Here is a 15,559-nt window from a genome sequence, read left to right on the forward strand (position 1 = left end):
GTGCCCGGTACGGAGTTGGGTGGGTTCGGTGCGCGGCCGCCGGAGGCCGTCGCGGCGCCGACGCCGCAGACCTTTCCGCTCACGCCCGCGCAGCTCGGAATCTGGTACGCGCAGCAGCTCGATCCGGCGGTGCCGATCAACATCGCGCAGTACGTCGACGTGCGGGGTGAGCTGGAGGTGGCGGTGCTGCAGCAGGTCACGGTCGAGGCCGCCCGCGAGTACGAATCGGTGCTCGTCCGGCTCGGCGCCTCCGGTGGGGTGCCCTACCAATGCGTCGATCGGGGCCTGTCGGTGGACATTCCGCTGATCGACCTGCGCACTCAGCCCGATCCGGTTGCGGCGGCGCACGAGTGGATGCGCTCGGACGCGAGCGCGCCGGTGGACCTGATTGCCGATCGCCTGTTCGCCGGCGCGGTGCTGCGGGTGGCTGAGCGCAGATTCTTCTGGTACCTGCGGTCCCATCACATCGTGCTCGATGGGTACGGCGCGCTGACCAACACCATGCGGGTGGCCGAGCGCTACACCGCGCGGATGCGTGGCACCGAACCCGCCGCGGTGCGACCGAGCACGTTGACCGCGCTGCTGAGCGACGAGCTCGGCTACCGCGACAGCGCACGGTACGCGACCGACCGTGCGCACTGGGCCGAGCAGGTGGCCGGGCTGGACGGCGTCACCAGCCTCGACGGGCGCACCGCGGCGCGGGCGGCGAACAACCTGATCGCCGGGGCCGCGCTGCCCGATGCGCTCGTCGACCGGCTGAACCTCCTTGCCGCCAGCCAGGATTCGACACCGGCGGTGGTATTGCTCGCCGCGTTCGCCGGATATCTCGGCGGCCTGACCGATCGGGACGAGGCGGTGCTCAGCCTGCCGGTGACCGCGCGCACCACGGCGGCGCTGCGGCGCTCGGCGGGCATGCTGTCGAATATCGTGCCGCTGCGGCTGCCGGTCGGCGCGGCCACGTGGGGTGAGCTGCTGCGGGCGACGCGGGTGGCGGTGGCAGGTGCGTTGCGGCACCAGCGCTTCCGGCACGAGGACATCAGGCGCGACGCGGAGTTCGGCGACCGGCCGACTCAGCGGACGCTGTTCGGTCCGCTCGCCAACATCATGCTGTTCCGCAACGACCTGACCCTCGGCGAGACGGTCGGCTACTACCACGTGCTGTCGACCGGGCCGGTCGAGGATCTCGGCCTCAATGTCTACTACGGCGAACGCGACAGCGTGCACGTGGATTTCGAGGCGAACCCGAACCTCTACAGCGCCGATGACATCGCGCGGCACCACACGCGTTTCGTCGAATATCTGGAGCGGCTGCTCGCTGCCGATGCCGCGACCCCGGTGCGCACCGTCGCGGTCACCACCGAGCTTGAGCTCGAGGTCAGCACCAAGATGTGGAATGCCACCGCGTTCGACGTGGATGCGGTGGTGTCGGACCGGGGTGCCTCGGCGACGCTGATCGCGCTGTTCGAAGCGCAGGCGGCGCGCACTCCTCGGTCGATCGCGCTGCGATGCGCAGGCGCCGAGGATCTGACCTATGCCGAACTGTCGGTGCGGAGCAATCGACTTGCCAGGCAGCTGATTTCGCGTGGGGTCGGACCGGAGACCGTGGTCGCGGTGCACCTGCGGCGTTCGCCCGAGCTGGTCATCGCGATCTATGCGATCCTCGCGGCCGGCGGCGCCTATCTGCCGCTGGATCCGGATCATCCGGCCGACCGCATCGCACACATCCTCGGCACCGCGCGCCCGCTGTGTGTGCTGACCGCTGTGGCAGCCGAGTTGCCGGAGCTCGCGGGGATCGCGGCGGTGCCCGTCGACCGGATCGCGGGGGACTATGGCGCTGACCGGGTGTCCGATCATGAGCGCACGGTCACGTTGCGACCGGAGCACCCGGCCTATGTGATCTTCACCTCTGGATCCACCGGGTTGCCCAAGGGCGTTGCCGTCACCAACGAGGCGATTGTCAACCGGCTGGTGTGGATGCAGGAGACGTACCGGTTGAGCGCCGAAGACGTTGTCTTGCAAAAGACTCCGGCCACCTTCGATGTCTCCGTCTGGGAATTCTTCTGGCCGTTGCAGATCGGGGCGACGCTGGTGCTCGCCGCGCCCGACGGGCATCGTGACCCCGGCTACCTGCGCGGCGTCATCGCCGAGTACGGCGTCACCACTGTGCATTTCGTGCCGTCCATGCTCGAGGCGTTCCTGGCGAATCACGACTTCGCGCGCCGCACATCGCTGCGCTCGGTCTTCGCCTCCGGCGAGGCATTGCCCGCCTCACTCGCCCAGCGACTGCGGGTGTTGACCGGTGCGCGGCTGCACAATCTGTACGGTCCTACCGAGGCCGCGGTCGATGTCACCTTTCATGAAGTGGCCGACACCGATACCCTCTCGGTGCCGATCGGCGCGCCGGTGTTCAATACCCGGTTGTATGTGCTCGATTCGCGGCTACGTCCGGTAGCGGTCGGGGCACCGGGTGAGCTGTATCTGTCGGGGGTACAGCTCGCCCGGGGTTATCTGGCCCGCTCCGGGTTGACCGCGGCGCGGTTCGTCGCGAACCCTTTCGGTGGTCCCGACGGGGCGCACGCGCGCATGTACCGCACCGGAGATCTGGTGCGGTGGGTTCCGGCCTCGCGCAGCGATTCGACGAGCAGTGCGGGCCTGACGCCGAGTCGGCCGACCGACGGTGTGCTCGAGTACCTGGGCCGCACCGACTTCCAAGTGAAGCTGCGCGGGTTGCGCATCGAGCTCGGCGAGATCGAATCCGTGCTCGGCGCGGTCGATTCCGTGGTCAGGGCAGTGGTCCTGGTGCGCGACGACGCCGGTGTCGGCGAGCAGCTGGTCGCCTACGTCGTCGAGTCAGAGCCGGACAGTGTGCGGGCCGCGCAGCTGCGGTCGGCCGCCGCGCGTGCGCTGCCGAGCTATATGGTGCCCGCGGCCTACGTGGTGCTCGACGCGCTGCCGGTGACCGCCTCCGGCAAGCTGGACCGCTCCGCGCTGCCCGCTCCCGTCCGGGCTGCCGCCGCGTATCGAGCACCGACGACGCCGACCGAACAGGCGGTCGCGCGGGTGTTCGGCGAGGTACTCGGTCGCGAGCGGGTCGGCAGGGACGACGATTTCTTCGCACTCGGTGGCAACAGCTTGGTGGCGACGCAGGTCGCCGCCCGGCTCGGCGCCGACCTTGGCTGCCTGCTCGGCGTTCGCGAATTGTTCACCGCCACAACGGTGGCCGAACTCGCCGAACTGATCGAGCAGGCGGACGGAGCCGGCGGCGCGCCCATGGTCGCGCAGCTGCGGGTGCGGCCACGGCCGCCGCTGGTTCCGCTCTCGCCTGCCCAGCAGCGGATCTGGTTCCTGAATCGATTCGAGCAGGCGGGCGCGGCCTACAACATGCCGTTCGTGGTGCGCCTGCGCGGCGCCGTCGATCTCGGTGCGCTGCGCCGCGCGCTCGATGACGTCGTGGTCCGGCATGAGGTGCTGCGCACGATATTTCCCGCGCTGCTGCCGGGCGAGGCCACCGGTGCCGCCGCGCGGCAGGTGGTGCTGTCGGTCGCGGCGGCCGGTGGCGCACCCGAGTCCATCGGGGCCGACGACCTCGCGGCGGAGCTCGCCGCCTTCGCGGGCCTCGGGTTCGACCTGACCAGCGAGATCCCGATTCGGGCCCGCATATTCGCGGTGAACGACGGCACCTGCGCCTTGGCACTCGTCCTGCATCACATTGCCGCCGACGGTCTTTCGCTGCGGGTGCTGGCCCGGGACGTGATGACGGCGTATCAGGCGCGCCTGCGCGATGTGGCGCCGGAGTGGACACCGCTACCGGTGCAATACGCCGACTACAGCCTGTGGCAGCGCGAGCTGCTCGGGTCGTCGACCGATCCTGCGGCGCAGCTGTCCGGCCAATTGTCGTACTGGACCCAGGCTTTGGCCGACGCCCCGGATCAGCTCGAGTTGCCCACCGATCGACCACGGCCCGCCGTCGCGTCCGGACGTGGCGCGGTATTCGGTTTCGAGCTCCCCGCACAGGTGCGCACCGGCATCGCGACCGTCGCACGCGGCAACGGGGTTTCGACGTTCATGGTGCTGCACGCCGCGCTGGCGGCCTTGCTTGCGCGGCTGTCCGGCAGCTCCGACATCGTGATCGGCACCCCCGTCGCCGGTCGCGGTGACCGCGCGCTCGACGACCTCGTCGGGATGTTCGTGAACACGCTCGTGCTGCGCACCCCGGTCGACCGCAACGCCACATTCGCGGCGCTGCTCGCTCGGGTGCGCGAAGCCGACCTGGCCGCCCTCGGACATGCCGAATTGCCATTCGAGCAGCTAGTCGAGGCCATCAATCCGCCACGCTCGCAAGCACGGCATCCGCTGTTTCAGGTGATGCTCGCCTACGACAATGCCGAACCAATCGAGTTCGAACTGCCCGGTTTGTCGGCAGGCACCAGTACGCTGGATACCGGAGTGACCAAGTTCGACCTCCAGCTGACGGTCACTGATAGCCCTACGGTCAGCGCGGGCTCGGCGGTCACGCACGACTTCGCCGGTGCCGGACTCGGGGAAGGTCCGGCATCGGCGGGGATCAACGCGGAGTTCACCTACGCCACGGATCTGTTCGACGAAGCAACCATTGCCGACTACGCCCAATGGTTCCTCCGGTTCCTGCGCGCGATCATCGACGACATCGACCTTGTGGTCGCGGACCTCCCGCTGCTCGACGCCGCGGGCACGCGCCGGGCCGTCGAACGCGGGCGCGACCCCCGTCGGGCGAACGACGGCATCCTGCTCGCCGCGTTCGAAGCGCAAGTGCGGCGCACGCCGCACGCCATCGCGGTCGTCGACGGCGACCGGACGCGGACATACGCGGAATTGTCGGCCGACGTCAATCGGCTTGCCCGCCGGTTGATCCGGGCGGGTGTCGGCCCGGAAGACCGGGTCGTGCTCGGCATGCGGCGCTCGCTCGAGCTCGTCGTCGCGGCTTACGCCGTGCTCGCCGCCGGAGCCGCGTACGTTCCGGTCGATCCGGATCAGCCGTCCGTGCGACTGGCACACATCGTGTCTTCGGCGCAACCGATCTGCGTGTTGACCCGATCCGCGGATGGCTGGGCGCTTGATGTCGACGTCGTGGACGGAGTCGGGTCGGCGACCGGCGACATCGGGTCGGTGCCGGGCGGGGCGGTTCTCACGATCGATGCTGTCGACGATGCCGCCTACTCGAGCGTGCCGATCCGGGACCGGGAACGTCGGGGGCCGCTCCGCTCGGCGAACACTGCCTATGTCCTCTTCACGTCCGGTTCTACCGGAGAGCCGAAAGGCGTTGCGGTATCGCATGCCTCGGTGGTCAATCAGGTCGCGTGGATCGCGGGTGAGTACGGCATCGGACCACGCGACGTGGTGCTGTTCAAGACCCCGGCGACCTTCGACGTGTCGGTGTGGGAGCTGTTCGCTCCGCTGATGCGTGGCGCCCGCGTGGTGATCGCCGAGCACGACGGGCACAAGGACACCGCTTACCTCGCGGACACCATTGCCGCGCAAGGGGTCACCATGACGTCGTTCGTGCCGTCGATGCTGACTGTGTTCGCGACCGCCGTCTCGCCCCGCGCCATCACGTCGCTGCGCACCGTGTTGGTCGCGGGCGAGGCAATGACCGGCGAGGCGGCAGCGGCATTCCGTGCGGTCAGCCGGGCATCGTTACACAACCTGTACGGGCCAACGGAATTCACGGTGCATGCCACCCACGCGCCCATTGCGGAGGCCAGTCGAGGACCGGTGCCGATCGGTCGCCCGGTGCTCGCGGGCCACGCGCTGGTGCTCGACCAGCGGCTACGCCCGGTGCCCGACACCATGGTCGGCGAGCTGTATCTGTCCGGGATCCAGGTAGCACGCGGCTATCACGGCCGCGCCGACCTGAGCGCCGAACGCTTCGTCGCAAACCCGTTCGGCCCGCCCGGTGCCCGGATGTATCGCACCGGCGACCTGGTCCGCCACACCCGCACCGATGAGCTGGAGTATCTGGGGCGCGCCGACTTTCAGGTGAAGGTGCGCGGTCAGCGGATCGAACTGGGAGACATCGAGGCCGCGTTGCTCGCGCTGGATGAGGTGCTTGCGGCGGCCGTCCGCGTATTCGCCCATCCCGCAGGAGAACTCCTCGTCGCCTATGTGGTGGAACATGGCGCCGTACAACCGGTCGGGCGAGATGCGGCCGCGGCGACTTGCCAGGGCGGCACGCAGGCGGTCGGGCGGACATCGCCTGAACTCGGCGCGCGGCTCGCGGAGCGCTTGCGTGCGGTGCTGCCTTCGTACATGGTGCCGACGGCATACGTGCCTTTGGCGGCAATGCCTTTGAGTGGTGCAGGGAAGTTGGATCGGCGGAGGTTGCCGGATCCGGTGCTTGTCGCCGGGGTGTTTCGGGAGCCGGGCACGCGGGTCGAACGGATTGTTGCCGAGGTGTTCGGGAGAGTGCTCGGGGTCGATCGCGTCGGGCTGGACGACGACTTCTTTGCGCTCGGCGGTAATTCGTTGGTGGCGACGCAGATCGCGGCGCGGATCGCGGGGGCGCTCGATATCGAGGTGCCGGTGCGGACGCTCTTCGAGCATCCGATTGTCGGCGGGCTCGCTGCGCGGTTGGACGCCGCGGGTGACGGCACCGCTCGTGCGGATCTCGTTGCGGCGGAACGACCGGAGCGGATTCCGTTGTCCTACGCGCAGCAGCGGATGTGGTTCATCCAGCAGTTCGATACCGATTCGGTGGCGAACAATCTGGTCGCCGCGGTGCGGCTGCGCGGTGCACTCGACCACTCGGTGCTGGTTGCCGCGGTCACCGATGTCTTTGCGCGGCACGAGGTGTTACGTACCAGTTACCCTGCTACCGAGGGTGTTCCGTGCCAGCTGGTGTGGGCGGTGTCGGACCTGGCGGTGGTGCTGGATCCCGAGCCCGTCGAGGCGGGGCAGCTCCGTGCTCGGCTCGACGTCGAGGCGGCCATCCCGTTCCAGGTAGAGCTGGCGCCACCGGTTCGGCTCACCCTGTTGCGCACCGACTTCGACGAGCACGTGCTGGTTGTCGCCATGCATCATCTCAGCGCCGACGGATGGTCGCTTGCGCCGCTGACCCGGGATCTGATGCGGGCGTACGCGGCCCGACGGGACGGTGTCGCGCCGGACTGGGCGCCGCTGTCGGTGCAGTATGCCGACTACACCCTGTGGCAACGTGCGACGCTTGGCGTCGAGGATGATCCGGAGTCGTTGCTGGCCAGGCAGATTCAGTACTGGTCAGCCGAGCTGGCCGGGTTTCCTGATGTGCTGGCATTGCCTGCAGACCGGCCCCGACCCGCCAGCATGTCGGGGCGCGGCGCTCGCTACGGCTTCACCATCGAAGGTCGAACGCACCGGCGGCTGCGCGAGATCGCGGCAGCGGCGAACGCATCACTGTTCATGGTCTGTCACGCGGCATTCGCGACGCTGCTGGCGAAACTGTCCGGGCAGCGCGATATTGCGCTCGGCACGCCCGTGGCCGGACGCGGTGCACAGGCGCTGGACGAGCTGGTCGGCATGTTCGTCAACACGCTCGTGCTGCGCGCCGAGATACGCCAGGAGCTGCCGTTCGACGCGCTGGTCGCCGCGGTGCGTGCCGGCGATCTCGCCGCCTTCGCCCATGCCGAGGTCCCGTTCGAGCGGCTGGTCGAGGTGCTGCGGCCGCCGCGCACCGCGGCGCGACACCCGCTGTTCCAAGTGATGCTCGACTTCCAGCACACCGCGCGGACGACCATCGAACTCGCGGGTCTCGAAGCGACGCAGCTCGACATCGACACGAACACCGCCAAATTCGATCTGCAGCTGACCTTGGCCGAGTCTGCCGACGGTATCGCCGCGGTCTTCGAATACGCGACCGATCTTTTCGATGCGGCGACGGTCGAGGCATTCGCGACTCGGTTGCGGCTGGTGCTCGATGTGGTCGTCGCCGATCCGACGGTCGTGGTCGGCGACATCGACCTGCTGACCGCTGCGGAGCGAACTCTGCTGCTGCGCAGCTGGAACGCCACGTCGGTCGACCTGGACGCGTTGCTGTCGGCGCCGGCGTGCTCGGCGACCCTGTCGTCGATGTTCGAGGTGCAGGTTGCTCGGACACCGGACGCGGTTGCGGTGACGAGCGATGCCCAGCTGACCTACGCCGAATTCTCGGCGCGCGTGAACCGGTTGGCGCGCCTGCTCATTTCCGTTGGGGTCGGGCCGGACTCGCCGGTGGCGCTCGGCCTGCGCCGATCGATGGAGCTGGTGATCGGGATGTACGCGGTGAGCGTGGCAGGCGGTGCCTATGTGCCCTTGGACCCGGATCATCCGGTCGATCGCACGCGCGCCGTGCTCGAAACCGCCTCTCCTGTCTGTGTGTTGACGACGTCGCGGGATTCCCACCGACCGCTCGGCGACTTCGCCGAGCTCGTGCTCGACGAGCTCGATCTGTGCGGCTACCCGGACGGCCCGGTGACCGACTCGGAGAGGCGTGCGCCGCTGCGTCCGTCGAACACCGCGTACGTGATCTTCACGTCCGGTTCGACCGGCCGTCCGAAAGGTGTTGCGGTCTCGCATGCCGCCATCGTCAATCGCCTCGCGTGGATGCAAGCCGAGTACGGGCTGAGCGACGCCGATGCGGTGCTGCAGAAGACACCGGCGACCTTCGACGTCTCCGTGTGGGAGTTCTTCTGGCCCTTGCAGGTCGGCGCGCGGCTGGTGGTCGCGCGGCCGGATGGTCATCGCGACCCGGCCTATCTCGCGGACCTCGTCGCCCGCGAGCAGATCACCGTCATCCATTTCGTGCCGTCCATGCTCGCGGCCTTCACGAATGCGCTGACCGACGCTGCGGGGAAGGCGGAGTCCGCAGCAGTACAGTGTGATTCGTTGCGCTTGGTCTTCTCCTCGGGGGAAGCGCTGCCCTATGAATCTGCGCGCAGGTTGCGCGCGGTGACCGACGCCGCAGTGCACAACTTGTACGGCCCGACCGAAGCCGCGGTCGATGTGACCTTCCACGAGGTCGTCGACACCGACTCGGGAACCGTGCCGATCGGCGTCCCGGTATTCAACACCCAGGTGTACGTGCTGGATTCGCGCCTGCAACCAGTCCCGGCCTGCGTCGTCGGTGAGCTGTACTTGGCGGGCAGACAGCTGGCGCGGGGGTATGTCGGTCGCCCTGACCTCACCGGTGACCGATTCGTGGCCAACCCGTTCGGTGCGGGCGAGCGCATGTACCGCACCGGTGACCTGGTCACCTGGAACGCGCACGGTGAGCTGGAGTACTTGGGCCGCACCGACTTCCAGGTGAAGCTGCGTGGGCTGCGGATCGAGCTCGGCGACGTCGAGGCCGCACTCGCCGCGATGCCGTCGATCGCGCACGCCGTCGTTGTGCTGCGCGCCGACACTGCGGCGGGCGAACACCTGGTCGCGTATGTCGTACCCAGTGCCGCACTGGATCTCGACGTGGTGCGTGACGACCTGGCCAAGCGCTTACCCGCGTACATGGTGCCGACCGCGTTCGTTGTGCTCGACGAGCTCCCGGTGAATGCCTCCGGCAAACTGGATCGTCCAGCGTTGCCGCCACCGGTGTTCGAGTCCGCCGAGTTCCGTGCACCGCTCACCCCGGTACAGCGGATCGTCGCCGCCCTCTACACCGACATCCTCGGTGTGGCGCGGGTCGGTCTGGACGACGACTTCTTCGCGCTGGGCGGCAATTCGCTGACTGCGACCCAGGTGGTGGCGCGGCTCGGCGCGGCCGTTGACGCGCAGCTGGCAGTCCGATCGCTGTTCGATGCGCCGACGGTGGCGGCGCTCGCCGAGCACGCGGAGGCCGCGCAAGGTCGTGGCGGTCGCGCGGTGCTGCACCCGCGATCGCGTCCGGAGCGGATCCCGCTTGCGCCCGCGCAACAGCGCATGTGGTTCCTCAATCGCTATCTGGCCGACGAGCAGGACGGTCCCGGCGACGCCGTCGACAACATCCCTGTCGCCCTTCGATTGTCGGGACCGCTCGACATCGCCGCGCTGGCGGCGGCCTTCGTCGACGTGGTGCACCGGCACGAGACCCTGCGCACCGTCTACCCGGATGGCCCCGACGGTCCTGAACAGGCGATCGTGCCGGTGGCGCAGTCGGTTCCGGCCTTGGCCGTGCGGCACGTCACCGAAAGTGAACTGGCCGAACGACTCTCCGAGCTTGCCGCGACCATCTTCGACTTGACCAGGGAAACACCGGTGCGGGCAGTGCTGTTCGCGGTCTCCGATACCGAGCACGTGCTCGCACTGGTCGTTCATCACATTGCCGCGGACGGATGGTCGCTCGGGCCGTTGGCGCGTGACCTGATGGCCGCGTACACGGCACGGCGGTCCGGAGGGGTGCCCAGCTGGTCCGCCCTGCCGGTCCAGTACGCCGATTACACCCTGTGGCAGCGGGATTTCGCCGATGTGGACCGGCAACTCGACTTCTGGCGGCATGCGCTCGACGGCCTACCTGATCAGCTCGATCTCCCCGCCGATCGACCGCGCCCGGCGGTGACGTCGTATCGTGGCGCGACCCATCGGTTGCGTGTCGACTCCGACTTGCACAGCGAGCTGGGCGAATTGGCGCGCAAGCGCGAGACCACCCTTTTCAGCACCGTGCACGCCGCGCTGGTGGTGCTGCTGGCGCGGTTGTCGGGCAGCAGCGATATCGCCATCGGCACCCCGGTGGCCGGTCGCGGGGATGCCGCGCTGGATCATCTCGTCGGCATGTTCGTGAACACGGTGGTGCTGCGCACCACCGTCGACTCCAGGGCCCGGTTCGAGACCGTCCTCGACGCCGTCCGCGACCAGGACATCGACGCGCTGTCGCATGCGGAGGTGCCGTTCGATCACCTGGTGGAGGTGCTCGCGCCGACGCGCGCCAAGCACCGGCACCCCCTGTTCCAGGTGGCGCTGACCTTTCAGAACTTTGCGCTGGCGCCGTGCGAGATTGCCGATCTGCACGTGCAGTCCTGCCTGATCGACGCGGCCGCCGCCAAATTCGATCTCCAGTTCACCGTGCTCGAGGCGAACGACCGGGACGGCCGCGCCGACGGCATGGACATCGAGATCACCTACGCCACCGATCTTTTCGATCCGGAGACGATCGCGGTGCTAGGCCGCCGGTTCACCCAGGTGCTGGCCGCCGTCGCCGCCGATCCGACCGTGGTGCTCGGCGACATCCAACTACTCAGCGCCGAGGAACAGCATCGGGCGCTGTACGAATGGGCGAGCACCGGCGCCGACCGGGCCGGTACGCCGGGCACCCTCGCGGATCGGTTCACCAAGGCGGCCGCGGTCGATCCGGGCGCGATCGCGGTCACGGCGGCCGGGCGCACGGTGAGCTACGCCGAACTCGACGCGTGGTCCAACCGGGTGGCCCGCCGTCTCATCGCCGCCGGTGTCGGCCCGGAAACACTGGTCGCGGTGGCGCTGCCCCGGTCGGTCGAGTTGGTGGTCGCGCTGCTCGCGGTAGTCAAGGCGGGTGGTGGCTACCTGCCGATCGACCCGGCCTATCCGGCCGACCGCATCGAGTACATCCTGGACGACGCCAGGCCGATCTGCGCGGTCACCAGCGCCGCGACCGAGTTGGCACCCGGCTGGTTCGGCGGCCCGGTCCTCGACGTCGACGCGATGGACGCCGCCGCTATCGATGGTGCACCGATCACCGACGCCGACCGGCGCGCGCCACTGGATGGCGCTGACACGGCGTACGTCATCTACACCTCCGGCTCGACCGGTAAACCCAAAGGCGTTGTGGTGCCTCAGCACAACGTGCTGCGGTTGCTGGACAACGCGCAACCGCACTTCGGCTTCGGGCCCTCGGACGTGTGGACGCTGTTCCACTCCTACGCCTTCGACTTCTCGGTGTGGGAGCTGTGGGGCGCGCTGTTGCACGGCGGCAGGCTCGTCGTGGTCGACTACTACACCTCGCGCTCCCCGCAGCAGTTCCTGGAACTGCTGGTCGCCGAGCGGGTCACTGTGCTCAATCAGACACCGTCGGCCTTCTATCAGCTGATCGCCGCCGACCGCACCGCGCAGCATGCCGCCGAATTCGCTTTACGGCACGTGATTTTCGGTGGCGAAGCCCTGGAGCCGCAGCGCCTCGCCGGATGGTTCGACCGGTACCCCGACGGTCCGCGCCTGGTGAACATGTACGGGATCACCGAGACCACGGTGCACGTCTCCTACCGTCCCCTCGACGCGACCACCGGGACCGCGAGCGTAATCGGTGGTGCCCTGCCGGGATTGATCGTCCGCGTGCTCGACGACCGGCTGCGGCCGGTACCGGTCGGCGTGCCCGGCGAAATCTATGTCTCCGGTGGGCAACTCGCCCGCGGCTACCTGAATCGACCAGCGCTGACCGCGAGCCGATTCGTTGCAGACCCCTACGCGACGGACGGTGCGCCCGCCTATCGGTCCGGTGACCTCGCCCGCTGGACACCTGACGGTGATCTGGAATATCTCGGCCGGGCGGATCAGCAGGTCAACCTGCGTGGCTTCCGGATCGAACTCGGCGAGATCGAAGCGGCGCTGCTCGACGATCCTGCGGTGCGCGAGGCGGTCGTCGTGGTCCGCGCCGACCTGGTGGACGAACCGCGCATCGTCGCCTACGCGGTCCCTGCCGCAGGCTCTGTCGACATCGCAGGGCTGCGTCATGCGCTCGAGCGTCGGCTGCCGGAACACATGGTGCCTGCCGCGATCGTGCCTGTCGCACGAATCCCGTTGACGGTCAACGGGAAACTCGACCAGGCCGCCCTGCCTGCGCCGGTCTTCGAGTCAGCCGTCTATCGCAGGCCCGACACGATGGCCGAGCAGCTCATCGCCGCCATCTTCGGCGAGGTGCTCGGGGCGGACACGCCGGTGGGTGCGGATGACGACTTCTTCGTCCTCGGCGGGAGCTCGTTGCTGGCGGCCAAGGTGGCCGCGCGCATCGGGGCCGCGCTGGGGCGAACAGTCAGCGTCCGTGCGATTTTCGACGCGCCATGCGTCGCCGACCTCGCGGCACTGGTGTCCGCGAGCCACGACGACGCACGTCCGGTATTGGTGGCAGGCGCACGCCCGGACGGGATCCCGCTGTCGCCCGCGCAGCAACGGATGTGGTTCCTGAACCGATTCGATCGAAACTCGGTCGCTTACCACATTCCATGGGCATTGCGGGTGTCCGGCGGGCTCGCGGTCGCGGCGTTGCAGGCCGCGATCGGCGACGTGATCGGCAGGCACGAGTCGCTGCGCACTCGATACCCCGAACTCGACGGTGCGCCGGTGCAAGTGATCCAGCCAGCGGCCGCGGCAGTGCCTGCGCTGTGGCCGGTGCATGTCTCGGAAGCCGAACTACAGGACCGGATCCGTGACTTCGTCAGCACACCTTTCGATGTGACCGCCGAAGTGCCAGTACGACTTCGCCTCTTCCGGATCAGCGGCGCTGCCGAGCCGAGCGACTTCGTGCTCGCCGCGGTACTGCACCACATCGCCGCCGACGGCTCGTCGATCGTCCCGTTCGTGCGTGACCTGATGGTCGCCTACACGGCGCGATCGGCCGATAGCGCGCCTGACTGGTCGCCACTGGCCGTGCAATACGCCGATTACGCCCTGTGGCAGCGTGCCTTGCTAGGTGCCGACGACGACGCCGGATCACTTGGTGCGCAACAGCTCCGGTTCTGGCGGGCGACGCTCGCCGGACTGCCGGACCAGCTGGCCCTGCCCACCGACCGGCCACGCCCGGTCCGGCAGAGCATGCACGGCGCGAAAGTGCGATTCGCACTGGATGCCGCGCAGCACGCCGCGCTCGTGACGCTCGGCAGGCAGCACGGTGCGACGTTGTTCATGGTGGTGCACGCGGCCTTCTCGGTATTGCTCGCCCGGCTGTCGGGTTCCTCGGATATCGCGGTCGGCACGCCGATCGCGGGACGCGGCGTGGCCGAACTCGATGGCGTCATCGGGATGTTCGTCAACACCCTGGTGTTGCGGACCGAGGTCAGCGACGACGAGTCGTTCGGTGCCATGCTGCGCCGAGTGCGGGCCGCCGACGTCGCGGCGTTCGCGCACGCGGACGTGCCGTTCGAGCGCTTGGTCGAGGTGCTGAATCCGGAACGCTCGACGGCCCGTCATCCGCTGTTCCAGGTCGGCTACTCGTTCCAGAACCACGAGCGGGACGAGCTCCGACTACCCGGCCTCGAGCTCGAGGAGATCGAATTCGACAGTGCGGTGGCGCAATTCGACCTGCATCTGTTCGCTGTCGATCGATACCGCCTCGACGGGATGCCCGACGGCATCGATCTGACCCTCGGCTACGCCACCGACCTGTTCGCGGCACCGACGGCGCGGCGGATCGCAGACCAACTCCGGCTCGTGCTCGAGGCCGCGGTCGCCCGGCCCGACGACGCCGTCGGTCACATCGATGTGCTCGGCGGCGACCGGGATCGAATTCTGCGCCAGTGGAACGACACTGCGCATCCGGTCGAGCCTGCGACGCTCGCCGATTTGATCGATACGCAGGTGGCCCGGACGCCGGATGCGGTAGCGCTCGCAGACGCGGCTACCGGTAGGGAGATTGCCTATCGGGAGTTCGACGCGCAGGTGAATCGGTTGGCGCGCTTGCTGATCGCCACAGGTGTCGGCCCGGAAACGACCGTGGTACTCGCGATGCGGCGGTCTATCGATCTGGTTGTCGCTATGTATGCCGTGGTCCGCGCCGGCGGTGCTTATGTGCCGATCGACCCCGATCATCCGGTGGACCGCATCGCGCACGTCATAGCGACAGCGGCCCCGGTGGTCGTGCTCACCACGTCTCGCGACGGTGTGCCGATCGAAACAGGAGTTCCCACAGTAGAAGTCGACCGAGCGGACGCCGGCTACGCGGCGACGGCGAGCGGCGCGGGCGGCTGCGTCCCGAACATCCGGCGTACGTGATCTTCACCTCCGGCTCGACCGGCCTGCCCAAGGGGGTCACCGTCCCGCACTCGGCGGTCGTGCACCAACTCGCCTGGCTGCGTGCACGGTTCGCGCTCGGGCCGGACGATCAGGTGCTGCTGAAGACTCCGGCTACCTTCGACCTGTCTGTGTGGGAGTTCTGGTCTCCCTTGGTGACCGGCGGCCGATTGATCGTCACCGAGCCGGGCGTCGAACGCGACCCGGATCGGTTGCGCGCGGTGCTCGAGCGCCACCGCGTCACGACACTGCACGCGGTGCCGTCGCTGATCGGCATGCTCCTGGCCGCGACACCCGATGCCCCGCTGCCGGATTCGCTGCGCCAGGTGCTCGCCATCGGTGAGGCGCTGTCACCGGCGACGGCGCTCGAGTTCCGGCGCCGGACGTCGGCTCGGCTGTTCAATCTCTACGGTCCCACCGAGACGGCGGTATCGATCACGGCATTCCCGGTGGGTGCGGACGCTGGACCGACAGTGCCGATCGGTGCGCTCGCCTGGAACAGCAGTGGCTACGTGCTCGATCGGCGGCTGCGACCGGTGCCGGTGGGTGTTTCCGGCGAGTTGTATTTGGCTGGTGCGCAGTTGGCGCGCGGATACCAGGGCCGACCGGCGCTCACCGCCGACCGATT

General features: G+C 68.6%; 2 protein-coding genes (1 of these 2 cut by a window edge). Both read left to right on the top strand.

Annotation, left to right across the window (positions count from 1 at the left end; genetic code table 11):
- Window positions 1–14,913: a non-ribosomal peptide synthetase gene (locus tag NA11_RS44010; protein WP_245746056.1), complete on the top strand. Its 14,913-nt coding sequence runs from the start codon at window positions 1–3 to the stop codon at window positions 14,911–14,913.
- Window positions 14,910–15,559, top strand: partial view of a non-ribosomal peptide synthetase gene (locus NA11_RS46705; protein WP_245746058.1) — the 5' portion only. It continues 2,389 nt past the right edge of the window; only the first 650 of its 3,039 coding nucleotides appear in the window; its start codon is at window positions 14,910–14,912; its stop codon lies off the right edge, out of view. Before NA11_RS44010 ends, NA11_RS46705 begins: the two co-directional genes overlap by 4 nt.

Origin of the sequence: Nocardia altamirensis NBRC 108246 (genome assembly GCF_001612685.1) — a bacterium.
GTDB classification, from domain to species: domain Bacteria; phylum Actinomycetota; class Actinomycetes; order Mycobacteriales; family Mycobacteriaceae; genus Nocardia; species Nocardia altamirensis.